This is a genomic window from Sphingobacterium bovisgrunnientis, assembly GCF_009829085.1.
GTDB classification, from domain to species: domain Bacteria; phylum Bacteroidota; class Bacteroidia; order Sphingobacteriales; family Sphingobacteriaceae; genus Sphingobacterium; species Sphingobacterium bovisgrunnientis.
Map to the genome: position 1 here is coordinate 22,853 of NZ_WUQY01000015.1, position 25,615 is coordinate 48,467.

Annotated in this window: 24 protein-coding genes; 10 read left to right on the plus strand and 14 right to left on the minus strand. The window is 35.4% G+C overall.

The window, feature by feature from the left end:
* Positions 1 to 70: 70 nt before the first annotated feature.
* The 7 genes from rpsA to GOQ16_RS08960 form a co-directional block, all read right to left on the minus strand.
* A complete protein-coding gene (gene rpsA / locus GOQ16_RS08930) occupies positions 71 to 1,999 on the minus strand; it encodes a 30S ribosomal protein S1 (protein ID WP_149915530.1) in 1,929 nt (642 codons plus the stop codon).
* Between the two features lie 97 nt (positions 2,000 to 2,096).
* Entirely contained in the window at positions 2,097 to 3,290 is a 1,194-nt protein-coding gene (locus GOQ16_RS08935; RefSeq protein ID WP_160068970.1) for a hybrid sensor histidine kinase/response regulator, read from the minus strand.
* A gap of 124 nt (positions 3,291 to 3,414) precedes the next feature.
* Positions 3,415 to 4,176, minus strand: coding sequence for a CHASE3 domain-containing protein (locus GOQ16_RS08940; RefSeq protein WP_160068971.1), 762 nt, complete (start codon positions 4,174 to 4,176; stop codon positions 3,415 to 3,417).
* Positions 4,177 to 4,184: 8 nt separating this feature from the next.
* On the minus strand, positions 4,185 to 5,147 hold the full coding sequence (locus GOQ16_RS08945) for a YihY/virulence factor BrkB family protein (RefSeq protein ID WP_160068972.1): 963 nt from the start codon (positions 5,145 to 5,147) through the stop codon (positions 4,185 to 4,187).
* A 6-nt stretch (positions 5,148 to 5,153) separates the two neighbouring features.
* A complete protein-coding gene (locus GOQ16_RS08950) occupies positions 5,154 to 5,561 on the minus strand; it encodes an acyl-CoA thioesterase (RefSeq protein WP_160068973.1) in 408 nt (135 codons plus the stop codon).
* A 9-nt stretch (positions 5,562 to 5,570) separates the two neighbouring features.
* Positions 5,571 to 6,611 carry an endolytic transglycosylase MltG gene (gene mltG / locus GOQ16_RS08955; protein WP_160068974.1) on the minus strand — a complete coding sequence of 347 codons (1,041 nt, stop codon included), beginning with the start codon at positions 6,609 to 6,611 and terminating at the stop codon, positions 5,571 to 5,573.
* A gap of 4 nt (positions 6,612 to 6,615) precedes the next feature.
* Entirely contained in the window at positions 6,616 to 7,335 is a 720-nt protein-coding gene (locus tag GOQ16_RS08960; protein WP_240140990.1) for a PASTA domain-containing protein, read from the minus strand.
* A gap of 188 nt (positions 7,336 to 7,523) precedes the next feature.
* Here GOQ16_RS08960 and GOQ16_RS08965 point away from each other — a divergent pair, with 188 nt between their 5' ends.
* The gene (locus GOQ16_RS08965) at positions 7,524 to 8,528 is read left to right on the plus strand and encodes a D-alanine--D-alanine ligase (RefSeq protein WP_160068976.1); all 1,005 of its coding nucleotides are present in this window, start codon (positions 7,524 to 7,526) and stop codon (positions 8,526 to 8,528) included.
* Positions 8,529 to 8,582: 54 nt separating this feature from the next.
* Here GOQ16_RS08965 and GOQ16_RS08970 read toward each other — a convergent pair whose 3' ends face one another.
* From GOQ16_RS08970 to GOQ16_RS08995, 6 genes are all read right to left on the minus strand, one after another.
* Positions 8,583 to 11,207: a M14 family metallopeptidase gene (locus GOQ16_RS08970; protein ID WP_160068977.1), complete on the minus strand. Its 2,625-nt coding sequence runs from the start codon at positions 11,205 to 11,207 to the stop codon at positions 8,583 to 8,585.
* 90 nt (positions 11,208 to 11,297) lie between these two features.
* On the minus strand, positions 11,298 to 11,900 hold the full coding sequence (locus GOQ16_RS08975; protein ID WP_160068978.1) for an alpha-ketoglutarate-dependent dioxygenase AlkB family protein: 603 nt from the start codon (positions 11,898 to 11,900) through the stop codon (positions 11,298 to 11,300).
* Positions 11,887 to 12,747 (minus strand): methylated-DNA--[protein]-cysteine S-methyltransferase, encoded by an 861-nt coding sequence (locus tag GOQ16_RS08980; RefSeq protein WP_160068979.1) that lies wholly within the window; start codon positions 12,745 to 12,747, stop codon positions 11,887 to 11,889. The genes GOQ16_RS08975 and GOQ16_RS08980 overlap by 14 nt, the downstream gene beginning before the upstream one ends.
* Before the next feature lie 100 nt (positions 12,748 to 12,847).
* The gene (locus GOQ16_RS08985; RefSeq protein ID WP_160068980.1) at positions 12,848 to 13,555 is read right to left on the minus strand and encodes a class I SAM-dependent methyltransferase; all 708 of its coding nucleotides are present in this window, start codon (positions 13,553 to 13,555) and stop codon (positions 12,848 to 12,850) included.
* The gene (gene pncB, locus GOQ16_RS08990) at positions 13,542 to 14,720 is read right to left on the minus strand and encodes a nicotinate phosphoribosyltransferase (RefSeq protein ID WP_160068981.1); all 1,179 of its coding nucleotides are present in this window, start codon (positions 14,718 to 14,720) and stop codon (positions 13,542 to 13,544) included. Before pncB ends, GOQ16_RS08985 begins: the two co-directional genes overlap by 14 nt.
* 133 nt (positions 14,721 to 14,853) lie before the next feature.
* Positions 14,854 to 16,290 (minus strand): DUF6600 domain-containing protein, encoded by a 1,437-nt coding sequence (locus GOQ16_RS08995; RefSeq protein WP_160068982.1) that lies wholly within the window; start codon positions 16,288 to 16,290, stop codon positions 14,854 to 14,856.
* Between the two features lie 311 nt (positions 16,291 to 16,601).
* On the opposite strand from GOQ16_RS08995, the gene GOQ16_RS09000 reads away from it, so the two are divergent.
* From GOQ16_RS09000 to GOQ16_RS09020, 5 genes are read left to right on the plus strand one after another with little or no spacing between them, the layout of a single operon-like run.
* Positions 16,602 to 17,375 carry an MlaE family ABC transporter permease gene (locus GOQ16_RS09000; protein WP_149915544.1) on the plus strand — a complete coding sequence of 258 codons (774 nt, stop codon included), beginning with the start codon at positions 16,602 to 16,604 and terminating at the stop codon, positions 17,373 to 17,375.
* Positions 17,375 to 18,148 (plus strand): ABC transporter ATP-binding protein, encoded by a 774-nt coding sequence (locus tag GOQ16_RS09005; protein WP_160068983.1) that lies wholly within the window; start codon positions 17,375 to 17,377, stop codon positions 18,146 to 18,148. Before GOQ16_RS09000 ends, GOQ16_RS09005 begins: the two co-directional genes overlap by 1 nt.
* A gap of 10 nt (positions 18,149 to 18,158) precedes the next feature.
* Positions 18,159 to 19,142, plus strand: a complete 984-nt coding sequence (locus tag GOQ16_RS09010) for an MlaD family protein (RefSeq protein WP_160068984.1) — start codon at positions 18,159 to 18,161, stop codon at positions 19,140 to 19,142.
* Between the two features lie 21 nt (positions 19,143 to 19,163).
* Positions 19,164 to 19,859: an RluA family pseudouridine synthase gene (locus GOQ16_RS09015; protein ID WP_160068985.1), complete on the plus strand. Its 696-nt coding sequence runs from the start codon at positions 19,164 to 19,166 to the stop codon at positions 19,857 to 19,859.
* Between the two features lie 43 nt (positions 19,860 to 19,902).
* Positions 19,903 to 20,160 (plus strand): hypothetical protein, encoded by a 258-nt coding sequence (locus tag GOQ16_RS09020; protein WP_160068986.1) that lies wholly within the window; start codon positions 19,903 to 19,905, stop codon positions 20,158 to 20,160.
* A 33-nt stretch (positions 20,161 to 20,193) separates the two neighbouring features.
* Here GOQ16_RS09020 and GOQ16_RS09025 read toward each other — a convergent pair whose 3' ends face one another.
* Positions 20,194 to 20,478, minus strand: a complete 285-nt coding sequence (locus tag GOQ16_RS09025) for a DUF4286 family protein (RefSeq protein ID WP_160068987.1) — start codon at positions 20,476 to 20,478, stop codon at positions 20,194 to 20,196.
* 102 nt (positions 20,479 to 20,580) lie between these two features.
* On the opposite strand from GOQ16_RS09025, the gene GOQ16_RS09030 reads away from it, so the two are divergent.
* From GOQ16_RS09030 to greA, 4 genes are all read left to right on the plus strand, one after another.
* Positions 20,581 to 22,461 (plus strand): S9 family peptidase, encoded by a 1,881-nt coding sequence (locus GOQ16_RS09030; protein ID WP_160068988.1) that lies wholly within the window; start codon positions 20,581 to 20,583, stop codon positions 22,459 to 22,461.
* Positions 22,461 to 24,137, plus strand: coding sequence for a sensor histidine kinase (locus tag GOQ16_RS09035; RefSeq protein ID WP_160068989.1), 1,677 nt, complete (start codon positions 22,461 to 22,463; stop codon positions 24,135 to 24,137). Before GOQ16_RS09030 ends, GOQ16_RS09035 begins: the two co-directional genes overlap by 1 nt.
* Positions 24,138 to 24,142: 5 nt before the next feature.
* Positions 24,143 to 24,838, plus strand: a complete 696-nt coding sequence (locus tag GOQ16_RS09040) for a response regulator transcription factor (RefSeq protein WP_149915552.1) — start codon at positions 24,143 to 24,145, stop codon at positions 24,836 to 24,838.
* 143 nt (positions 24,839 to 24,981) lie between these two features.
* A complete protein-coding gene (gene greA / locus GOQ16_RS09045) occupies positions 24,982 to 25,455 on the plus strand; it encodes a transcription elongation factor GreA (protein ID WP_149915553.1) in 474 nt (157 codons plus the stop codon).
* Positions 25,456 to 25,615: the final 160 nt, after the last annotated feature.

Here is a 25,615-nt window from a genome sequence, read left to right on the forward strand (position 1 = left end):
TCTTACAAAAGCAAAAAGCTCCAATCTTTCGATTGGAGCTTTAATATATTTAGTTAGTGACTAAAAAAAATTATTTTTTGTCGCCACCTTCCATTTGCTCTTTTAATTGAGCTAATACATCTAAATCACCTAAAGTAGATTTCTCAACTGAATCTTTTACTTTTTTCACTGCGTTAGAAGCTGATTTAGCATCTTTTTTGCGTGAGTTAGATTCTTCTTTGCGAGCTTCTTCTTTAGCTTCTTCCCAGATACGTGAGTGAGAAATAACTAAACGTTTGTTCTCTTTGTTGAATTCAATGATTTTGAATTCTTGTGTATCATCAACTTTCAATGAAGTACCGTCTTCTTTTACAGAGTGCTTAGAAGGACAGAAACCTTCAACACCGTATTGTAAAGCTACGATATCACCTTTGTCACCAACTTTGATTACTGTTCCTTCGTGGATCGAACCTTCAGTGAAGATAGTTTCGAAAGTATCCCAAGGATTTTCTTCTAATTGTTTGTGACCTAAAGATAACTTGCGGTTTTCTTCGTCTAATTCTAATACAACTACTTCTAAAGCTTCACCTACTTTAGTGAATTCGTTAGGGTGGTTGATTTTTTTAGACCATGATAAGTCAGAGATGTGGATCAATCCGTCGATACCGTCTTCTAATTCAACAAATACACCGAAGTTAGTCATGTTTTTAACAACAGCTTTTTGTTTAGAACCTACAGGGTAACGCTCAGTGATGTTTTTCCAAGGATCTGGAGTCAATTGTTTGATACCTAAGCTCATTTTACGCTCATCGCGATCTAATGTTAAGATTTGAGCTTCGATTTCGTCACCTACTTTTAAGAACTCTTGAGGAGAACGTAAATTTTGTGACCATGACATTTCAGACACGTGAATTAAACCTTCAACACCTGGGATGATTTCTAAGAAAGCACCGTAATCAGCAACTGTTACGATTTTTCCTTTTACTTTAGAACCGATAGCTAACGCTGTGTCTAAAGATTCCCAAGGGTGAGCTGATAATTGTTTTAAACCTAATGCGATACGTTTTTTCTCGTCATCAAAGTCTAATACTACCACGTTGATCGTTTGATCAAGAGCTAATACTTCTTTTGGATGTTCGATACGACCCCATGAGATGTCTGTAATGTGAAGTAAACCGTCAACACCACCTAAGTCGATGAACACACCGAAGTCAGTGATATTTTTAACAGTACCTTCTAATACTTGACCTTTTTCTAATTTAGCAACGATTTCTGATTTTTGGTTTTCTAAATCGTCTTCAATTAATACTTTGTGAGATACTACTACGTTTTTGAACTCGTGGTTGATTTTTACCACTTTGAATTCCATAGTTTTACCTACGTAAACATCGTAATCACGGATAGGTTTGATGTCGATTTGAGATCCAGGTAAGAAAGCTTCTACACCTTTGATGTCTACGATTAAACCACCTTTAGTACGAGATTTAACGAAACCGTCGATGATTGCATCATTCTCTAATGCATCATTGATAGCTTCCCATGATTTTTGAGTTTTTGCACGCTTACGTGATAATACTAATTGACCATTTGCATCCTCTTGAGATTCAACAAATACATCAACAGTATCCCCGATTTTTAATTCAGGAAGATCACGAAACTCAGTTTTTGCTACAAGACCGTCTGATTTGAAACCTACGTTTAATACAACGTCTTTGTTGTTGATAGATACAACAACACCTTCGATAATTTCACCTTGATTGATTTGGTTGAAAGTACCAGCGTATTGCTCTTCTAATTGAGCACGCTCAGTGTCACTGTAGTTACCGAAAGCTTTCTCGTCAGCATCCCAATCGAAATCACCTTCTGGTGTAGACCAAGTAGTTGATTTGATTTGGTCGATCAAAGTTGAATCTGCTTCAGACTCAATTGTCTCAGTGTCTTTCACTACTTTAGTGTCAGCACCTTGTAGCTCTGCGTTTTTCGCCGCTAACTCTTTTTCTGCTTCTTGTTTTTTTGCCATTAATTAATTTTCTCCTTTTTCCTACATTGTAGGAAGTGCAAAGATACGAAAAACTTTTATTTACAATTATTTATGTGAAAAAAGTTTTCAAGTAATCTTATAGAGTTGTGTTTGCTTGCGCTAGTGTATGATTGATAATTTTTACTAAATCTTTTTCACTGAAAGGTTTCATAATCACATTGTCAAAGAATTCGTTACGTTTTTTTTCTAATTCTTTTATTTGTTCGTAATCAGATGACGTTGCAATTATTTTTGTAAGTTTTAATTTGGGTAATTGCCTAATGTAGACTAATAATTCATCTCCTGTCATAATCGGCATATTAATATCTGTTATTATAATATTCGGCGTGTAAACTTTTAATATTTCCAAAGCTTCTAGACCATTCGAAGCAGTTTTCACATGTTTAAATGTTTGAAAGAATTGTTTTAAGTAAAGAATATTTAAAATATTATCATCAACTAATAGCCATGAAAGATCATCTGGGAAATCAGCTAATGATTTCAAATCAGATGATGATTTAATTTTCATTTTAGCTTTAGGAATTGGAATCTCAATGGTAAATGTTGTTCCTATGTTTTCTCTACTTACGAATGAGATTGTTCCTTGCAATTTACTTACTAATTTTTTTGTGATGTATAATCCGAGGCCTATGCCATTGCTGAGTTTGTTTTCATCACTTCGTGTAAAATATTTTTTGAAAATATGTGGTTGCATGCCTTCTGGAATTCCTAAGCCTGAATCAGAAATTTTTATCTGCAGGTTATTTATCTCATTGATCTTAATGTAACAACTGACTTTACCCTTGATTGTATATTTAATCCCATTGGAAATTAGATTCGTTAATACTTGTCTAATTTTTAGTTCATCACTGTATATAATATTTGGAGCTGTCTCATCGACTGTGACTTCAAAATCAATGTTCTTTATTTCAGCTTGGCTTTTATGTATGTGGTAAATATCATTTGCTAAATCATTGATATCAAAGTCATGTAAGTCCAAATTGGAAGTGTAATCTATCCTGCTCAAATTAAGAATATCATTTATACTGCGAGATGTATTCGTTATATTAGAATAGGCAGAATCTAAGAAAAGCTGTTCTTTTTCAGAATAAATATTTCCTCTTTTACGCAACAAATCAATTATTCCTATCAGAGAATTAAGGGGTGTTCGTATTTCATGACTTATTTCTGCAAGAATATCAGACTTTTCTGAAGCAAGTTTGGCTGCATAATGTTGCTCTTGTATCAATTGCTTTTCATAATATCTATTTCTAAATTGATAATAAATCATTATAAAAATGAGAATAAAGATAAATACCAAACAAATAATAGTCTGCCAAGTCAATTTGCTGGATTGAATCAATAATTCATCATGTTCACTTCGGAGTAATTTCTTATGATTGCCTATCTGATAGTCATATTCCTTGTATAGATTGATAAATACTGTACAGTAAAGTGAAATGATTAGAAAGAAGTTTACGTTCAGACTTTCTTAATGATTCGTATGAAGATCTAAATTCATTAAAATAATTACTGGTTGTTTTAGAAAAATTCTCCAGTTGCTTATTATGAACTCTTATGGTCTCTTCGTCGATAATTAATTGCGGTGTATTTTTGATTGCCTTTGGTAATGGTAATTTATTTGGTCTTTGTAGCGTTTTTGGGGCTTTATCAATATCAAGATTTAAATTTTTCGCAGTAGGAATTGGTAAATGATTTGTGCCAAGTGGGAGAGATTGTATTGAATCTATCCGTACAGATAGCGCGATTAAATTCTTTATGTCATTTTGTAATTGAGTATATTTCTTATATAGAATTGCATCATTAACCTCTGCTTGTTTTGCAGTTGAATCTCCCTTTTGTTGGGAAATTATATCAGATATTCTATTGTTAAGATTGTTTATATTTTTTTCATAGTTTTTATAATGGGCTATATCTAAGTCGATACTATATTTTCTAAAATGATTTTCTGCTTCTAAGAAGTCATTTACTACGTCTTCATATTTTGAATCTTTGTAATTCGTTAATTCTATAAGTTTTGTGATTCTTTTATGAATGGCTTCAAAATAATTGATGCTAATAAAGAAAATTGTAGTTATAACGAGGAAGAGCGAAATAGTGACAACAAGTAAAGCTGTTCGTATATTATTGTTTGACTCTACTTCTTTTTCAATCATTAATTAACTTATATTTTAAATTGGTTGTGTGATTTGTGTCTTACGACTTTAATACTTCGTTTGGATAAAACTAAGCTAGTGTTGAGTTCAAATCCTATCAAAATTATTAAAGAATTTAAATACATCCAAATCATTATAACAATAATTGTACCGATAGACCCGTATATTTTATTGTAAGCGTTAAAATTATTGATGTAAAAAGCAAACCCCGAGAAAGTGAGAATGGCTAAAATTGTGGCTAATATTGCTCCTGGGCTAAAAATTTTCCAATGTCTTGAACTTGATGGTCCATATTTATATACTAATCCAACTGTGAAAAAATATATTAAGAATAATATACACCATTTTGAAACGGTCAATAAAAATGTCCAAAACCAAGAAAGATCGTATTCTATGTTTTCTTTGAGGTAATTAATAAATATCCCAACAATTGTGAAAACACCGATACCTAAAGCTAATGCAGTAACGATTGCAAAAGAGAGAGCTAAGGCGATGATCCGGCGTACAAGCCATTTTCTATTCTCACGAGTCAATGATGCTTTATTGAAAGTCATCATTAGGTTTGTCATTCCATTGGTAGCAAAGAACGTTGCTAGGACGAAACCAAAAGACAATAATCCGCCATTTTGGTTTTTAATGATATCCTCTAATGTTGTTTGAATTGCAGAAAATGCATCCGTAGGTATGACAATTTCCAAAAAGCTGAGTAATTTCTCTTGAAAATTGTCAACTGGAATATAGGGGATAAGCGTGAACAAGAAGATAATCCCTGGGAAAATTGCCAACATAAAGTTGTACGATAGACTTGAAGCTTTGTTGAGAATTGATTCACGAGTAATTTCTTGGAAAAAGAAGGTTGCGACAGTGTAAAGCGGTAATTTTCCGAAACCTGGAATTATGGCTTTTTTGCTCCATTCGACTAAGTTGTCGTAGGGTTTAAACACTAATAATCGGTTATGGAGCTTTTTCATTTCATATTAATCAAAATATGGCTCCATCTTTTGCATAAACACATCAGGTGCTTTGCATGGCCTATTTCGAGCCATATCTACAAATACCAATTGTGTATTTCCTATATTTAGCAAGGTACCAGCTTCGTCATATACTTCGTATTCGAACTTGATACGTACAGATGGTTTTTCTTTGATGATAACTTTTATGGTAAGTAATTCATCGTATTTTGCAGGCTGGCTATATTTGATGTTCATTTCCAAAACAGGCATCATGACGCCCATCTCTTCTAATTCTTTGTACGAAAATCCTGTTTTACGCAACATCTCTGTACGTGCTACCTCGTAGTATGCGGCATAATTTCCATAGTATACGTATCCCATTTGGTCTGTCTCTGCATACCTCACTCTAATCTTTTCTTCGTGTACAAACATGGATTTGTTTTATTTCTTAATATTTCTCTCGTCTAATGCTTTTTGGAATTTACGGGCATTCACCAAATGTTCTGCTACAGTCACAGCGAAAGCATGGTAACCCGAAAAATCTTCTTTTGCACACATATAAATATAATTGTGGTCTGCTGGGTTTAATACCGCATCGATTGCTACAATAGGTGGCATATTAATAGGACCTGGAGGTAATCCTTTGAATCGATATGTATTATAGGGATTGTCAATAGTCAAATGTCGATTCAGCACACGTCTTATTGTAAAATCATTATTCGCAAATATGACAGTAGGATCCGCTTGTAATAGCATACCTTTTTTCAATCTATTCAAATACAGACCAGCGATCATCGGCATTTCATCGTTGTGCAACGCTTCACCACGCACTATCGATGCAAGAATTGAGACTTCAGCAGGTGTTAAATTTTGTTGTTTTGCTTTTTCTAAACGTTCTGCTGTCCAAAACTTTTTATATTCTTCACTAAATCTTTCTAAAATTTTGTCCGCTGATGTATTCCAATAGATTTGGTATGTATTTGGAATAAACATTGTGTAAAAATTGTCTTTCGTGAAACCGTATTTTTCAGCTTCTAACTCGTTCGTAAGTAGAGATATGAATTGCACTGAATCTGGTTCGAAATTGCGTCCTAGGAAACCCGCAAAATCCTCTTTTAATCTAATATTAGAAAAACGAAGCGAAACTGCTTCTTGATAACCACCACGTAAATTACCTACTAATCTACGGTTACTCATTCCTTTCTCAAGTTTGTAACGACCCGCTTTTACTGTGGTAGGATATTTCATCGTTTTCGCTACATAATCGAATTCGTCAGCATCTTTTACTATATTTTCTGTGCGAATTCTTCTAAGGACATTCTCGTAAGTATCATTAGTATGTACGTAAAGATATTTTTGTGCGTCTGTAACCGAAGCACCCAAAAATATTTGATATACTTTATACCCAACAATTAATCCGATAGCAAAAATTATTGCAATAGTTATTCCTATCCATTTAGGAAACTTTTTCGTTGTAGCCATTTTATTAATTTGGATTATTTTGAGTTGGTGTAATATCGTTGCCTAATTCTAAATTAATTGGTGATCCAATACTAATGAATCTGGAAGTAGAGTCAGGAGATTGGCTGATTACGCGGGCTGATGCAGTATCTATTATGTTTCCGGTGATCTTGCCTAATGTTAGTCCTAGCCCAGCTAATGCAAACTTTGCTTCTACTAAAGTATAATTAGTTAATGTTGGTATTTCCACTTCGTTAGCGCCACGTCCATTACCAAGAACAAGCGTGATTTTAGAGCCTTTAGCTATAAGACGACCTGTTTTGATGGTCTGACCAGCAAATTTAGCGTCCAATACAACATCTCTGGCAATATCATTGATGTAAATGGTATCACCAATTTTTAACGAAGCATTATTAATAATTGCTTGGGCTTCTATAAAATTCTTTTCGATAATATTAGGGAATTCAACATCTGGTGCAACTTCGGTAATGATTGTTAAGTAAATTGTTCGTCCACTTTTAACTAATGCAGTCGCTGAAGGGTTCTGCTCGATTACTAATCCTGGTTTTGCATCCATTTGGTATACAGAGTCTACCTTATATTCCAAACCTGCTTTGTCTAATACTTCTTTAGCCTCGCTGATGGTTAGTCCTTTTAATAAAGGCACTTCTTGTGCATCACCATGTTTGGTATAAATTCTAAGTCCAATATATACAGCTAGGAAAAAAACTGCAATTACAATCATTGCATAAATTAGATTTTTTCTGAATACATCAGTTTTAAGATATAATAATATTTTGGACATCCCTTCGTGTTTTTATTTTGATGATGTAAAGTTAAGTTATCTATAGGGGATTAACCTAACGAATATTCAGCAAAAATATTCGTTTTTCCGTGTATCACAAATTATATTTGCGAACAGAATCCCTTAACATGAAAACAAAAGTAGCATTAGTCACAGGTGGATATACAGGTGAAGCTGAAGTATCTTACAAAAGTTCAAAATTCGTCTACAGCCAATTAGACAAAGATAAATACGATATATATATAATCGATATCACTCCCGAAGGTTGGTTTTATACCGATGCTGAAGGCGTCAAGCATACAGTTATCAAAGATGATTTTTCATTGTTGTTAAATAATGTTAAAATCAACTTTGATGTCGCATTTATCATTTTGCATGGAACACCTGGCGAAGATGGGCGTTTACAAGGATATTTTGATATGGTCGGTTTACCGTACACATCGTGCAATGCATTGACTTCTTCCTTAACGATGAATAAAGGGTATACGAAATCAATCATAGCTGATATTCCCGAATTAAATGTCGCAAAATCAGTTTTATTATTCGAAAATCATAGAAATGAAGCTGTTCAATTAGTCGAAGAAAAATTAGCGTTGCCTTATTTTGTGAAACCCAATGCTGGAGGTTCAAGTATCGGAATGAGCAAAGTAAAAGTTGCTGAAGAATTACAAGAAGCTATTGATAAAGCTTATGATGCTGAAAATACAGGCGCTCAAGTGTTGGTGGAAGAGTTTGTGTCGGGTAGAGAATTTTCACAAGGGATTTTTAGAAACGCAATAGGTGAATTGGTGGTGCTTCCTGCTACTGAAGTTAAAATTACACGTGAGTTTTTTGATTTCGAAGCCAAGTATGTTCCTGGGTTAACGGAAGAAATTACTCCCGCTGATTTGACGCAAGAGCAACAAGAACGTGCTGCACGAATTATCATAGAAATTTACATACGTCTGAATTGCAAAGGTATGGTGCGTGTGGATTTCTTCTTGGAAAATGAAACGGATAAATTTTATTTTATTGAAATTAATACCATCCCTGGACAAACTGCTCAAAGTTTTATTCCACAGCAAGTAAGAGCTTTCGGTATGAAAGAATCTGATTTCTACGCAGAATTGATTGAGGCTGCTTTGGTGAAATAAAATAAATTGCCATAAACAATAAGAGCAAGTTCTTATGAGCTTGCTCTTATTGTTTTAATACAAATTGTTGAACAACAATTTAAATGTAACGTGAGCTTGCGCTCGAAAAGTAATGTCAGGCGTGAAAACCGTGATTTTGCCCTTTCCTATACTTTTTTCAAAGCCTAGGATACCATCTTTAAGGTGTTTTTCACCCCAAGACCAACCACTTTTTAATACTTTATCCGAAGAAAACCATAAAAGAGGTTTGATCGAAGAATCTTGAATGCGATACACATTATTATTTGCGAAATAAAAATCAATTTCTTCAGGATAACCAAGACCTGATTTGCTAGAATTATCCACATTAGCCTTTAGTACAGAGCCAGGTGTATAGTAAACTTCGCGTTTCAGCGGTTTGTTTTCATTATCCACCAAATGATTAGTTACCTCAATTTTTAAATCTTCCACAATGCTTGAGCTATTTCCTATTGATATAAGATGACCACCGTTTTTGATGAATTTTTCTAATTGGGGAACTGTTTTTTCTTCAGTCATATTTCCCCACCGCGAAGCATATTCTTCTGGGATATTATCAGGAATAGGATTAGAAGAAGTTCTTACAAGCGCATTACTCGGTAATAAAATTACATCAAATTCTTTGTTTAAATCTCCTTTATCCAATTCTGGTGCATAGATAACTTTGTAATCAAATCCATATTTTTCAAATATATAACGCGTCCAGCCAGAAGGCATACTTCCACCATAAGTATCCCACAGGCCAATCCGTAATACTTTAATTGTTTTCACATCAGAAGGTAATTTATCTATTCTTTTGGTTGCAAGACTTGAGCTTGAAAGTAGTTCTTTCGAAAATGCATTATTCGCTACAATGAATTCACCTTTGTTTGTACGGTAAACTTTAATTTTCTTCTTAATCAGTTCGTTAATTACACGAAAGCTTTCGTTATCTTGATTCGAAAGAGTTAGGAATTTTCCCTCTGCAATAGGTTGTTGAATTATTTTTAAAGGTTCACCAAACGGTAAAATCGTGAAATTTTCAGTTATTTCCTCAAAGACACGATCAAAATTGATGTGCATCAAATAAGCCAATGTCCATCCAGCAGCATCGTAAGGTGGAATAGGAGGGCCTCCAGCATATTCAAAATCATTCGGGTGATCTTGTGCCTCAAACATATCTAAGATATGAGGTCGAAAGGCTTGATTTGTCTTAATGATATAACTTTGCGCTGGGTAGTTCTTGCCATTGACACTAAATGATTCATTGGCTTTTTCGATACGAATTCCATTTGCAGAAAGTGCATTTAAAAATCGTAATGTTGTCGCTGGATTATACTGCTGCGCAGAAATGATATACGCACGTGGATCACGGTGTTTTGGATTTTTTAGTAATGAGTCAATCGCTTGTTTGGGATTGCCGCGTTGATTTTTTAGTTTTTCATCTTGCGCTTTTAGATTTTCAATAGCTTTTTCCACCACAGCGACTTTACTAGGTGACAAGGACCAAGTATCTTGATTGCCTTTTTCTATGGAGTTTCTACCCATTCTATAGATATTAAACAACAATTCTTCTTTAAATTTTGCAGCATAATTTAAAACAGCGTAATTCAACGAAGTAGAATATTCAATGGATTGTTTGAAGTGCCATGTTTGGGGAATGACTGGATAATGTGTATTGCTATTTGGAATTAATCGTGACGGTACTAATGGAATTTCAAAAGGATTGGGTCCACCAATAATTTCGGTAAGTAAGCCAATGGTATTATGAAAATAAGTTGTGGTCCGCAATCCGCCATTATACCAAGTTGAGAAAACAGAACCCCCACGCTGGGTATAACCAGGTTTATTTTCGGCATATAATCGCGAAGCCATAGCTGCCCCCAATGATTCAATTCCTGTAATCACAAGTGGATCAAATACATAATTAAACGGATCACGATAAGGAGCGCCTGCTACAACCGCACCAGCAGGTGCTGTTTGGTGATGGTTGTACATTATTTGTGGATTCCACTCAATGAATAACTGCTTTGCGATATTCTGTGATTCTTTCAAATTCAACATAAAGAAATCCCGATTGTTATCATGTCCTGCATACTTTTGATAGAGTTTTGGCAAATTGGCTAATGATCTTTTTTCCGGTACAGATTCACGCATATACCAATTGCTAACTAATTCTTGCCCATCTGGATTTGCATGGGTCAGAAGTATGATGCTATTTTCAAGTATATTTTTTGTTTCATCATCGCTTTGACTTGCCAGAAGATAGGCGATTTGGATGAGTTGGTGCATCGCAACAGTTTCTGTCGAATGCAATCCACCGTCAATCCATACCACAGATTTTCCATCTTTGGCTAATTTCTTTGCTTCAGTTTCAGGTAATTCAGCACGTACTAATTTTTGTGCTATGGATTGGTAATGGTCAAGTTTGGTGAGATTCTCTGGTGCGGAAATAATGAGCATAGGTTGCTCTCTGCCTTCTTCTGTCTTACCAATAACTTTATAGCGAATTCGATCAGATTGTTTAGCTATTTTTTTGAAATAAGCTTCCGTTTGAGTGAAGTTAGCTAAATGATAATCATCTCCAATAGCAAAGCCAAAATGTTCTTTTGGAGTTGTGATTTGCGCTTGGGAAAAAGTGATTTGCGCAATAAATAGAATTACAAGGTATATTTTCTTCATCAACTTAGAAAATTGGTGGTGTTGAATAAAGATAAATAAGAATGCTGGAATTGTATCGTCCAAAAACTAGGTCATTAGAATTGTTACATTCTATTTTTCGACGATAGTTCGAAAAGTAAGGTTGATACGTGGCGAATTAACTCTCTTGGTCGGTGGTAGCCGATGCAGCCAATTCGTTTGAGTCTCATCTTTCATTATTAAGAGAGAGCCATTTTCCAAAATTAGATCAATTTTTTCTGTAGTAGTTTTATGTTTAAAAGAAAATTTTCGTTCTGCCCCAAAACTCAAAGATGCAATAGCTCCGTTTCTCTTTAAATCTTTTTCACCATCACTATGCCATGCCATACCTTCGCTGCCATCGTGATATAGGTTCAGCAGACAAGAATTAAAAGTTTCTCCACATATCTTCTCTACTAGACATTTCAGTTCTAAAAGTATAGTGTTCCACGGGGAAGCTACTTTTTCAATGCCAGAATATTTATAGTTGAATGCCTTATTGCCGTACCAAGCTACCTTACGTTTGGTGGTTACTAACTTTCCAAAAATAATCGCTTGATCATGTTGCCAGTCTATTTGATTTAATAAGCTCTGAAAGTAGTGGTCTGGATTTGCAATAACATTCCCATAGTAATTAACTGTTCCATCATGAGGCAAATGATTTTTGAATGGATCGGCTGTGTTAAAAAGTTTCATCACTACTTACATTAATCTTCGCATTTTCCCAGCCGATAATGGCTGTTTTGCGAATCGGTCCCCACATATAACCACCGAACAATCCAGAAGTTTGAATGACACGGTGACAAGGTATCAGAAAAGCTATTGGATTGCTTCCAATGGCTGTACCTACAGCTCTTGAAGATTTTGGATTGCCAATTCGTTGCGCGATGTCTCCATAAGTTTGGAGCTGACCTTGTGGGATTTTTAATAAAGCTTCCCAGACTTTTAGTTGAAAGGGAGTTCCTTTTAAATGCAAATGAAGTGGAGAGGTCAATGTTGCAGTATTGGTGAAAAAATGAATTACTTCTTGATGGATAGACATTTCTTGATGAATGATTTGCGCATTCGCGAAATTTTGCAGCAAACTTTGAATCGGATTTTCTTGCTCATCAATAAAGGAAATATGACAAATTCCTTTTTGAGTCGAAGCAATACAAATTTCGCCAAAAGGTGTGGTTTGTGTGCTGTAATATATAACTAAGGAAGCTCCAGCATTTTTAAATTCAGCGGGAGTCATACTTTCTATATTCACAAAGAGTTCGTGCAAGCGACTTGAACTACTTAATCCTGTTTCATATGTTGCCTCTTCTGTAGACTTTGATTCTTGAAGAATTTTCTTGGCGTATTGCAAACTTATAAACTGCAAAAATTTCTTAGGCGTAGTACCTGCCCATTCTTGAAATAAACGTTGGAAGTGAAAAGGACTCAAATGCACATTTTCAGCAATTTCTTCCAAACTAGGTTGTTGTTTGAAATTAGCTTGAATGAAAGCAATTGCTTTGGCTATTCTATTGTAATTCAGTATATCTTGTGACATCTCCATATTCAAATGTCCTACTTCTTTTTCGCCTACACAATCCGAAAATTGCTGAAAATAAATTATATGTCATTCCAACGAATGAGGACTGGAATGACGGTACAAATTATTTCCTTGGTTCCATTCTTACTAAAAACTGATCATTCTCATCTTCGAAAAGAATCTGAACGACCCAACCTTCCTCATGCGCTACTTTGATTAATGTTTTTTGATCCAAGTAAAGCCATTTGAAAGGTTCCCCTTTGACTCCATTAAATTCATATTGGTAACCAATTTCTCCAAAATAATATTCAGGTCTTTGGATGCGGTATTCGTCATACAAATAGGAGATGTCAGAGCTGTCAAAAAGCAATTGACCTTTTTCGGATAATAATTTTTTACTGTGAGCTAATAATTCACGAAATCCATCTAGCGATCCCGCTAAACCAATTCCATTCATCAAAAATAAAAGTGTGTCGTATTGCTGATCTGCTAAATCAAAGAAATCTTGCTGTACAATTTTTTGCACACCACGTTGTTGCATGATATTACATGCCGTTTGCGAAATTTCTAATGCTGTAACATCAAATTTCTTCTCTTGAAGATACAATGCATGCGCACCAACACCTGCGCCCACATCCAAGACTTTACCATCACAAAGTGATAGTGCGATAAATTCCAATTCTGGGAAATCTTCTGAATCTCGAAAAAACACTTCTACCGGCATTTCTTCGATATCACCGTAAGTGCTGTGCAATAATAAAGGTGAGCTTAATTCTTCCTTCTCAAAATATTCGGCAAGTGCTTCGCCGTAAACGTCTCTATGTGTGCTCATCAATCTGTAAATATCTTTTTGCTAATTCAATCTCTTCGGGATCTCCTGTATGTTTCATTGCTTCGTCCGAAAGTTTGATAACGGGAGTCCATTCGCCATCTTCTGGTAGTGTTTCAGTCATTTTCAACACAATATTCATACGTTCTAAACCTACATCATTCGTGAAGTCTGTCCCGATACCGAAGGATATTCCTATTTTTCCTTTGCAAAAGTTGACAATACGTTCAACTTTATTATAGTCCAAGCCATCGGAGAAAATGATGGTTTTAGAATTTGGATCTATTCCTTTACTGATATAATGGTTGATTGTTTTTTGCGCAAATTCAATTGCATCCCCCGAATCATGACGCACACCATCAAATAATTTGGTCAATTTTTTATCAAATTGTTTGAAAAAAGCTTCTGTAGTATACGTATCTGATAAGGCAATTCCCAAATCTCCACGATAGACATCTGCCCAATTTTCCAACCCCAATAAGTTTGCCATTTTGTAACCAAACTTTGCGGCATGAAACATAAACCATTCGTGTGCATGCGTGCCTATGGGCTTGGTCTGGTATTTCATTGCCAAATACACATTGCTCGTTCCAATGAAGGTTTTTGAATTGTGGTTTTTAAGTGTTTTTATAACCAAATCATGAACAGCAAAAGAATGTCTTCTTCGAGTTCCGAAATCTGCTATTGTAATATCCAGCTTGTCGTATTTCTGCATTTTGCTTTCAACAATTGTAGCGACTTCTTCGTCAGACACACGCTGTAGGCCAGTGGTTTCGTAATACAATTCGCAGATCAACGACATAATCGGTACTTCCCACAGAATTGTGCGGTACCAATATCCTTCGATTTTTACCGTCAATTCGGGTCCTTCTTGCGTAACCGTTACTTCATCTGGATCATAGCGATAACCTTGAAGAAAATCGAAATAAGTTGGATCAATATAAGGACATGTTTCTGCAAAGAAATTTTTCTCCTCTCTCGATAATTTCAATTTTCCTAATTCTTGAATAGCTTCTTTCAGCTTCTCTCCAAACCCATCAGGGTATTGATGTTTTCCTCTATTGATAAACTGATATTTAGCTTTTGCTCTTGGGAATAATTTGATCACTGCATACTGCATGGTGAACTTATAGAAATCATTATCTAATATGGATTCGAGTTTTGCCATAAGAAGTAATTATAAAGTTGAAATCCCAAATAAGATGAAATTGTTCGACCAAAATTTAATCGAAAATACATAAAAAAAGCGAGCTAAGATGTCCTAGCCCGCTAAATAGATGAATTATGATTTTATTCTTATATTATCTTCTGCTACGTTCAGAGCTGTTTCCGTTTCCTCCGCGTTGTGAAGTTCCTGCTGATCTACTGCTCGATGCAGGAGCAGAACGTTCTACACGTGGAGAAGATTGTCGCGCAACAGTCGTACTCGAAGATTGAGAACTACGCGTATGTGATGCTTGTTGCACTGGTGTGCTGCTTCTCACACTACGCTCTTGTGTTCTTTGCTCTCTTTGTGGTTGCGCACGCTCTTGACGTTGCGGTTGTGTTCTCTCCACTCGTGGTGCTTCTGTTCTTTCCACGCGTTGTGGCTGAGATCTCTCTACTCGTTGTTGTTGTTGTGGAGCTGAGTTTCTTGAATTTACAGATTCTCTGTTTTGTACATTACTGCGTTCACGATTCACACGGTTATTATCTGTATTGTTGTTTGTTACCGGACTGCGCTCCACAGTTCTAGCACTTCTGTCCGTATTACGATTTACATTATCCGTATTTCTGCTGGACGTATTTCTTGGCGTGGTTTCATTCGTATTTCTATTAGTTACAGCACGCTCTTCTGTTCTGTTATTTCTATCACGAATAGTAGTGTTTCCATCGCTACCGATATGCAATTCACGTTGCGCGCTTCTAGCTGCACTTCTGCTGTTGTCAACACGGTTCTCATTTCTATTCACTTCTCTAGAGTTTGTTGCAGATCTTCTTTCTGGAGATACGGAGCGGCTTGTTTTTCTGTTATTATCGCGATCAGGTCTGTAAATAGATACACTTCTGTTGTCTATACGAGAAGCTCCTGGGCGGTCTGATTGTCTTACGCTACGAACATCCACTCTTCTGCCAATAGCACGTTCTACATCTCTACGTGATGGACCTCCATAATAATGATTGTTATTCACTACATATGTATTGTTGATTATAGTCGTTCTATTGTAAATGTTAGTACGTCCGTAATACGCATGTCTATGAAAATTGCGCGAGTAGATATGTCTTACAGGCGCAAAACACCATGCTGACACCGGAATATGAATAGAAATGCTAACTCCTGAACGTGGCATCATTGGCGCCCAGCCATAATAGCCATTACCCGAACGCCAGTCTACCCATGCAGGTCCCCATTCGTAGCCAGGAATCCATCCCCATCCCCGATATGAATTGTGTACCCAGCGACCATAATGAAAGGGAGCCCAACCCCATGCGTAATTAGACACCCATGTGTTGCCATATTCTGTCATTGTCCAATAGCCATTTGTGCTGTATGGTCTGAAATTTCTACCTTCGTTTGGATACCAAATATCCCCATAAGTAGGATCCATATCCCAATCACCGTAAGGTGATAGTTCGTCATAAAATATATCTAATGAAACTTGTCCATATACTTGTGCTTTAGCATTGCTTAGGAACAAGATGCTGGAAAGTGCGATTACTATCGCGGACATGTAGTGGGTAAATTTCCAGTTTTTCATATCGTATAATTTTAAATGTAAATATTCTCTTTTTGTAATCAATTTTGTGGGTATGACAATGCGAAGAGGAAGATGGTTTAATTCGATGAAATATAATTGTGCATTTGTATCAACAAGTTGTAAATATTCGTTAAATATTTTTACGCAATAGGGATATTAATGTTTATTCGATGTCATTTAAAACAATTTATCGATTATTAGTATTTGTAATTTTAGCTATACATAAGAGCGGTCGCTTAAAAATTTGTACATTTGCGCTATACTTTATGTATAGTACTTTTTAATTTATCTAATTCGTATAAGAAATATAAATGGGAAGGAAAATCAATAATTTACTCCTCGAATTTGCTAGAATGCATCGCTTTTTGATGCGTTTTTTTCGCGAAGTTGTAAGTCCACCATTTGAGTTTAAGGAAATTATTAGACAATGTTATGAAGTTGGGTGGAAGTCTTTTCCATTGATTTCATTAACAGGTTTTATCGTAGGTTTTGTTTTCACAAAACAATCGAGACCGTCTCTAGAAGAATTTGGGGCAACATCTTGGTTGCCAGCTTTGATTTCAATTGCAATAGTTCGTGCACTAGCTCCCTTGGTTACAGCATTAATTGCGTCAGGTAAAGTGGGTTCACAAATTGGCGCTGAATTAAGTTCGATGAACGTAACGGAACAAATCGACGCGATGGAAGTTTCAGGTACAAATCCTTTCAAATTTTTGATTGTTAGCCGCATTATTGCCACAACGATAATGATTCCTGTATTGTGTTTTTATGTAGCGGGAATTGGACTCTTCGGTGGATACTTAAGCATTAGCGCAGTAGATGATTTGAGTTTGTTGAGTTTCTTTTCACAAGTATTCGATTCGATCCAAATGATTGACTTATTCGCAATGGTTTTACGCGCTGTGGTGTTTGGATTTACAATTGGATTTGCAAGTTGTTATGTTGGATATTATTCCTCAAAAGGTACAGAGGGTGTCGGTAAAGCAGCCAACTCAGCTGTGGTTGCTTCTATGTTTATCGTCTTCATCGAAGAATTATTGATTGTACAACTTTTGGGTATTATTACACCTCTAATCACACAATAATGGAAAAAGCAAAATCGCATATAAATTATGACAACGCTGTAATTCATGTTGATGATGTAAGTAAATCTTTCGGCGATAGACAGATTCTACGAAACGTGGATTTGAAATTGTTTGAAGGCGAAAATTTAGTGGTTTTAGGTCGTTCTGGAACAGGTAAATCTGTGCTTATAAAATTGATTTCTGGTTTATTGAAGCCAGATTCGGGCACGATTAATGTATTGGGCGAAGTTGTGAATGATCTGAAAGAACGTGAATTAATGCAATTGCGCTTGAAAATTGGCTTTTCATTTCAGAATAGTGCGCTGTACGATAGTATGACAGTGCGTGAAAATTTAGAATTTCCACTTGTTCGTAACAAACGTAATCTTTCTCGCGCAGAGATTAACCGTGAGGTGGAAGATGTATTGGAAGGAGTAGGATTATCTCAAGCTATTAACCAAATGCCGTCTGAACTTTCTGGTGGTCAGAAAAAAAGGATAGGTATTGCACGTACATTGATTTTAAGACCTGATATCATGCTGTATGACGAACCTACAGCGGGTTTGGATCCGATCACATGTTTAGAAATTAATACGTTGATCAACGAAGTGCAGCAACGGTATAAAACTTCTTCGATTATCATTACCCACGATTTGGCTTGTGCTAAAATGGTAGGTGATCGCATGGTGATGTTATTGGATGGCCGATTTGAAAGGCAAGGAGCTTTCTCCGAAATATTTGATACGGATGATGAACGTGTCAAACCGTTTTATGATTATAATTTTATAGTGTAATATATTAATAATGAGTGCTTCAGAAAATAAAAGATCGTTAATAGTAGGGCTTTTTGTTTTTATTGGATTAATAATTTTGGTTGCAGGTATACTTGTAATGGGTACACAGCAAAACAAATTTAGTAAAAACCTAAAAGTAACTTCATATTTCAAGGATGTTAAAGGACTTAAAGTTGGTAACAATGTTTGGTTTTCAGGTGTGAAAGTCGGTATTGTTAAAGAGATAGCTTTCGAAGGAGTTGAAAATGTGCGTGTAACAATGAATATTGAGGAGAAAAACAGTCAATTTATTCGTAAGGATGTATTGGCGACTTTGGGCTCTGATGGTTTGATTGGAAATTCGATCATTAGTTTGGTAGGTGGTAATGCTCAGACTCCACAAATTCAAGAAGGAGATGTCTTAAAAACGGGTTCAAGTGGAGGCATGGAGCAAATGATGGGTATGTTGCAAGAAAATGGAGCTAATCTATCCGTTATTACACAAAACTTTGCTAAACTTTCTCAACAAATGGTGGATGGAAAAGGTACAGTGGGTGCTTTAATGACTGATGACGCGATTGCGACCAATTTGAAAACTTCTGTACAATCCATGAATAAGGTTATGACTGATGCAAGTGTTGCGGTTAATAATTTAGTAGCGTTGACTCAAAAATTAAACAACGATCAAGGTCTTATCCATGATTTGACTACAGACACAAAAGTTTTTGCGTCGTTGCGTGATGCAGCCGCACAGTTACAAGGTGTGACACAAACAGCAAATGCTTTGGTGGAGAACTTAAATCAAACTTCTTCTCGTCTGAACGATAAAGATAACGCAATTGGCGTATTGACGAATGACCCTGCAGCAGCGCAAGAGATCAAACAAATATTAAGAAATTTGAATACAAGTACGGAGAAGCTTGACCAAAATATGGAAGCTTTACAAAGCAACTTTTTATTCAGAGGATTCTTCAAAAAGAAAGAAAAAGAAGAGCAAAAGGAAGTAGTTAAGTAGGTAATTCTTTTAAAAATTATAATGTCTGTAATTACAGAAAATGATGTCATATTCGAAGACAATCATTTAATAGCAATAAACAAGCGCGGTGGTGACATCGTTCAAGTGGATGATTCGGGAGATAAGTCACTTGAAATAATGGTCAATGAATTTTTGACTAAAAAGTATAACAAGCCGAATGGTGCTTTTGTAGGTGTTATTCATCGACTAGATCGCCCCGTGAGCGGTATGATTTTGCTGGCGAAAACCAGTAAATCGTTGGATCGTATGAATAAGGCTTTTCACGACCGCAAAGTTCAAAAAACTTATCTTGCTATAGTACGCGAACGTCCGCCTCATAAAGCAGGGAAATTGACCAATTGGTTGTTGCGTGACCGGAAGAAAATGGTGACAAAAGCGTACGATAGGGAAGTTAAGAATGGTAGCTATGCAGAATTGGATTACGAAATTGTAGGTCATTTAGATGGATATTATTTGTTAAAAGTAACCCCGTTGACTGGACGCACACATCAGATTCGTTGTCAATTGGCTTATATGGGATGTCCAATTGTTGGTGACAATAAATATGGCTATCCACGTGGTTCACTTCGTCGTACAATCTGTCTTCATTCGCGTTCTTTAGCATTTGCACATCCAGTGAAGGAAGAAGAAATGTTGATTGAAGCTCCTTTGCCTGTAGATGGCTTTTGGGAGAAATTTAACGTGTTATTGAAATAGTTTTCTTACACAATTTTGATATTTAATTAGTTACCTTTGAGGTATGAAATTATTCCGAATTCTTCTTATTTGTTTTACACTTTCAGTAGGTTTAACTACAATTCCGACCAAGGTAGTTGCCCAATGCGCTATGTGTTCGTTAAATGCAGAAAATAGTACACAAAATGGCAATACGCAAGGTAAAGGGTTAAACAACGGAATACTTTTTTTACTTGCCGCGCCTTTTCTAATTGGCGGAGGCGTAGCAATTCTATGGTACAAGAAATTTCGTCATAAAGAAACAAAGTCTCCTATATTTTAGGAGACTTTGTTGTTATTTGGTTGCGCTAAAATGCTAGATGTATTTCATTGTACTATCAAAAAGAAATGCTTTTTCCAAATGATTCGTTGCAATATGCGATTGAAGAATTACTAATTTTTCTTGTTGGAAAGTTGGTATTTCTGAAGGGTTTTCAAAGATCAATTGCACACAATATGTATGCCCTTCATGTGGGGAATCTAATAATTTCAAAAACTTAGCTTGCGCGGGAAGTGTATTTAACCAATTGTCTTTCACCCATTGAATCAAAATCTCGTGTCGATCATTGTCGACGATAATAGATATGTTGTATAGATACATGCTACAAAGTTAGGAATTGAAGACTAATAAGCTGTAAAATTAAGGTTGCAATTGTTAAAATATGTTAGAAAATTACTTTATTTGAATAGAAGTCGAGGTTTTATGAACATAAAGGTGTTATTCAGGTGTGTGCTTTTATCAATATCATTATTGGTAATGAGTTGTGGTGGCAATGTTCACGATCAACACATTCCAATTGAAGATTTTTTTGACAAACCTGATCATACTAGTTTTAAGATATCTCCAAATGGTAAGTGGGTAGCATATTTAGGTTTAGAAGATCACTGCAAAAATATTTTTATTCTTAATCTAGAGCATCCCGATTCTTCAAAACAGCTTACCTACCAAAATAGCATGAATGTGCAGTATTATTTTTGGGCAACCGATAATACTATCGTCTTTTCAAATGCACAATCTTATCAGGATAGCTTGCGTCTCTATACCGTTGATATTCATTCTGAAAAGATTAATACACTTTTAAAACCAGCTAAACACAGCATAAAGTGGCTTTCTCCTTCCACAGCCTTTGATGGTCATTTGTTAGCTCAAATGAATAGGAGAGATTCTACTGTCATTGATTTATACCGCATTCCGCTGAATGGCGATGAACCTATTTTGGTTGATAAGAATGTACATAATTTCAATGAGTGGTTTGTATCATCCGACGGTAAGGTGCGGTTGGCTATATCTAGCGATAGTGTCGAAGACAAACTTTGGTACAGGGAAGAGGAAGGGCTACCTTATCAAAATGTATTAGAGACAGACTTTTCTTCGATGATATATCCATTGGGTCCTGTTAACAATTCTAAGCATACTATTTATGCTTTATCCAATAGAGGACGTGATAAGATAGCTGTCGTTAACTTAAATTTGGAGAATGGAGAGGAAACGATTTTGGCGAGCAATAATGAAGTTGATTTGAATGCAGAAGGCTATTCTTTCACGCGCCAAGAAGTATTATTTTCTACAGCTTTTTCCAAAAAGAAAGAAACGATTATTTATAACACGGAGTTGAAAAATATTTACTCAAAAATTTCTGCTCAATTCGAAGGTAATAGTGTAGATATAATGGATGTAGATAGTGCGTTCAATACAGTACTGTTTAAAACCTATACTGATACACATCCAGGTGGTATTTATTATTATTACAAAGGAAAAATTAGGGAACTAACACCGTTGAATCCTTCGTTGCGTGACAAGCAGCTTTCTCCTATGGAGGAAGTAACTTTTGACTCACGGGATGGCAAAAGCATAAAGGGGTATATTACGTATCCGTTAAAAAAACTAGATAAATACCCAGTGGTGGTATTGGTACACGATGGCCCAAATAGACGTGATGTGTGGGGGTTTAATTCGGAAGTTCAATTTTTGGCCAATAGAGGGTATGCTGTTTTTCAGGTCAACTACCGTGGCTCTATAGGTCTAGGAAAAGACTTCTACGTTTCGGGATTCAAGCAGTGGGGTGGAGAAATTCAGAACGATATAAATGATGGTGTGGCATGGTTGATTCATACTGGTATTGCGGATAAGGAGCATATTGCTATCATGGGTACTGGATTTGGCGGTTATTCTGCACTATACGCAGCTTGCTTTAACCCAACGATGTACAAATGTGCTATTTCTTCTTCGGGTTATATTAATTTGTTTACTTATTTTAAAGAATTGCCTCCTTATTACAATTCATACAAACAATTGTATTATAAAATAATTGGAGATCCACAGAAGGAGTACGAGCTATTTAAGGCTATCTCACCTCTATTTCATACCGAAAAAATCAGAATGCCGATTTTGATGTTTCAAGGGGGAAAAGATCGTTATAATACAATGACAGATGTTAATCAATTTGTGCAGAAGTTGAAAAGTAACAATGTGGATTTGCAATACGTATGGAAAGAAGACGAAAATAGAAAGTTCAAAAAGGAAGAAAATATTATTGAATTTTATCAAATAATAGAAACATTTCTGAAAGAGCAGATGAAATAATGGCTAAGATAGATTCGAGATATAGAAAGAACTTTGGCTTATTAATAGTCTTTCTTTTATTTGTTACTTTGTTGTTTGTAATTTCTGTGTTTTTTGCGCGTACAATTACAACTAATTTTGTCCAAACAGATTTCAATAACCGTAAAACTGAAGTTTTTGATGAAACCATAAGTGATTTCAATGAGTTTTTTCAGGAGAAAATTCCCGAAGTAGCTTATTATCAGGGTTTCATGGATTCTGTGCAAGCAAAGGATTTTTCGAATTCAATATTACGTAGATATCCATTCGTGCAGAAAATAGATTTCTCGGATATTGTCTTTACCAATAGCGATACGATCGAACGCCAAATGCGAATTGGCAATCTTGGTGCTTCTGCCAAATCGAGTTATCAATACCAACTTACTTCGGATTACAAATTACAAAGTAGAAAACAGGTTTCTAGCAGTGATTTATCTTCCAACGAGGAGCTTTACAGTATTTTCTTAAAATTGTGTACCTATCTCGGTCGAGATAAAATTGATAGCGCACGTATCTCCAATACCGAAGTTTACAAACTTTTTTACAATATTCAACCTGGAAAGATTTCATATATGAATATTCCGAGAATGACTGATATTTTGTCGTTCCGCAATATGATGGTAGATGATAAATTTCAAGAATCCAATTACGAACAGGATTTTTATGTGTTTTATATCTCACCTACGAAAATTCAAGTCAAAAATAAGTACCGAAATCTATACGAACACATAAGTATAATGCCCGTAGTGGATCAATATTCTCTAAGTGAAGAAGCTTATTTGAAAACTGAAATCGCTCTACCTGGTGCTTTGTCTGATTATAAATTGCAATTTGAAACATCGCAAAGTCATTTCACCAAGGAAATTAACAAGTGGTTTTTTCCTGTAGTAGGTATTTTAGTTTTAATCTACTTGATTTTACTTTTGATTGGTTATTTGATTTATCGCAATGTGTTGATTAATAATAGGATGTTTCAGTTGCAGTATGATTTCATCAATAACCTCACTCATGAATTCAAAACTCCAGTTAGTGTAATTAAAATTGCGGGCAATAATATTAAAAGTGCAGAGCAGATTAGTGATGCCGAGCGCGCGATGTATGGGCGTATTTTGGATCAAGAAGCGGATAAGCTCAACAGCTTAATGAATAAGTTGCTTTCTTTTGCACAAATTGAAAATAAATCTATTAAATTCAACGGAGAGTTTATAGATTTAAACGAGTTTTGTCAGCATGTATTTGAATCTACTCGAATCAAATATCCAGACTTACAACTTTTGGATAGTGTGGAGGTAAAGGATGAAATATATGCGGATCCAGTATTGTTAAACTCTGTTTTTCAAAATCTGATAGACAATGCGTACAAGTATTCAAACCCGACGAATCGGTTTTTGGAAATAAAAGTGGAACAAACTAAGAAAAATTTTGTTATTTTATTCAAAGATCGTGGGATAGGTATAGATAAGAAAGAATTTAATAGTATTTTTAAGAAATTCTATCGAGTCAAGAATCAATTTAACCAACAAGGTAGTATAGGATTAGGCCTGGCGTTTTGTAAGGAAATCACCGAATTCATGGGTGGTGAGATTAAAATAGAAAGCGAACTTAATATAGGTACATCATTTACATTGATATTTCCTATAGAAGTGAAAAATGTATAAAATATATGGATAGAGATATAACAATTGCTGTCATTGAAGATGACGAAAATTTACGTTTCTTGATTAGTCATCGTTTGCAGACAGAGCGTTATAAAGTAGTTCAAGCTGGAAATGGGGTAGAAGCAGAAGAATTGATCTTATCTGTACAACCTGATATCGTTCTTTTGGACTGGATGTTACCTGGTAAGGAGGGTATAGATGTTTGCCAATCGGTTCGTAAGCAAGGCTTCGAGAGTATTATTATCATGATGACTGCAAAGTCGCAGGATGTGGATAAGATCGATGCATATAGTCATGGTATCACAGATTATATCACTAAGCCATTCAATATGGATGTATTGGTGGCCATGATAGATAATAAGGTGCGTTTCTTTGTGCCCAAAAATGCAAATAAAGATGTTTACTTTTTTGGCAATACAGAACATCACCCACAGATACACTCTTTAATTCGCGAAGGCAAAAAGATTGAATTAACGATTTTAGAAAATCGTATTCTATTACATTTTTTGCAGAATATGGGTAAGGAAATTACCCGTGAAGAATTGATGGAAGTTGTATGGGGATACAGTTCTAATGTGAATACGCGTACACTCGATATGCATGTGGTTCGTTTGCGTAAGAAAATTGAAAGCAATCCAGATAAACCTACTTATTTACAGACCGTTCGTGGTTTGGGTTATAAATTTGTAGACGAGGAATAGATTTTTATTAATTTGGAAGTATAATATATTTGGTATATCTTCGTGTATACCGATGAACAAGACCATTCTCTCCGTGAGCGAATGGTCTTGTTTATTTTTTTGTTAAATTTTTAGTAGTTAATAATTAAGTTTAAATATATATTATGGCAGAAATAACTTATTACACAGCAGAGGGGTTAGCGAATCTCAAAGAAGAATTGCATTACTTGAAAACTGAAGGTAGAGCGAAAATTGCTAATGCGATAGCAGAAGCACGTGACAAAGGTGATTTGTCAGAAAATGCAGAGTATGATGCTGCAAAGGAAGCTCAAGGGTTGCATGAAGCTAAAATAGCGAAGTTAGAAGATGTATTGGCGAGTGCTCGTCTTATTGATGAATCAAAGTTAGATCTGAGTAAGGTATTAGCGTTATCTATCGTTCGTATCAAGAACAAGAAGAATGGCGCAGAAATGACTTACCAATTGGTATCTGAAACAGAAGCAGATTTGAAGGCAGGGAAAATTTCTGTAAAATCACCAATTGCACAAGGCTTGCTAGGTAAGTCTGTAGGTGATGTAGCAGTAGTAAAAGTACCCGCAGGAGAAATTGAGTTTGAAGTTTTAGAGATTTCAAGATAATACATATAGGGGTTATGAGCGGTGCTGCCATAACCGCTTTTAATACTTTATATTTTTAAATAAAATGAGGATTCCGATGAAAATCAGAATCCTCATTTTATTTGATTATGTTTTTTTAATGTAATAAGAACAACAAAACCCATGTAATATATATGATATT